The following is a 414-nucleotide window of genomic DNA, read 5'->3' as shown; positions in this document are numbered from 1 at the left end:
AGAAGGGTAAAAAAAGTGTTGTGAATTAAATTTAGTCAAAGAGAATGGCCAAAAAACAAAAAATTGACAAAGTTATGTTTAATCTTCTTCTCTCCTCTGATTGAGCCCTGCAGCGAGTCTTGATGTAGCCCAAGTCTTAACGTCATCATCAAGAATATCATTAATTATCTTAAGAGCCTCTGGAATTTTCCCTTTCTTTGCAAGTGCTATGGCAACTTCTGCCTGAATCTTGGACCGACTTGAGACATCCTTAATCATTGAAGCTATTTTAAGTGCATCATCAATCAAATCAAGGTTTAGGAATTCAAAGGCAAGACTCATAAGTGCTTTTGTTATAGAATCGTCCCTGCCCATTTCAAAAATAGAGTCAAGGGTTTTCTTCAAGATATCTTGGTAGTCTTCCCCAAGTCTTGC

The 414-nt window shown here is 37.0% G+C and carries 1 protein-coding gene; it reads right to left on the bottom strand.

Annotated features, from left to right (window positions below; translation table 11 throughout):
- Positions 1-78 precede the first annotated feature (78 nt).
- A partial coding sequence (locus E3E28_RS10945) for a hypothetical protein (protein ID WP_167915468.1) occupies positions 79-414 on the bottom strand: 336 nt, incomplete at its 5' end.

Source organism: Thermococcus sp. 21S9 (genome assembly GCF_012027635.1).
GTDB lineage: Archaea > Methanobacteriota_B > Thermococci > Thermococcales > Thermococcaceae > Thermococcus.
Note: the sequence above shows the minus strand (reverse complement) of the source record. Positions and strands in the feature narration are given on the sequence as shown.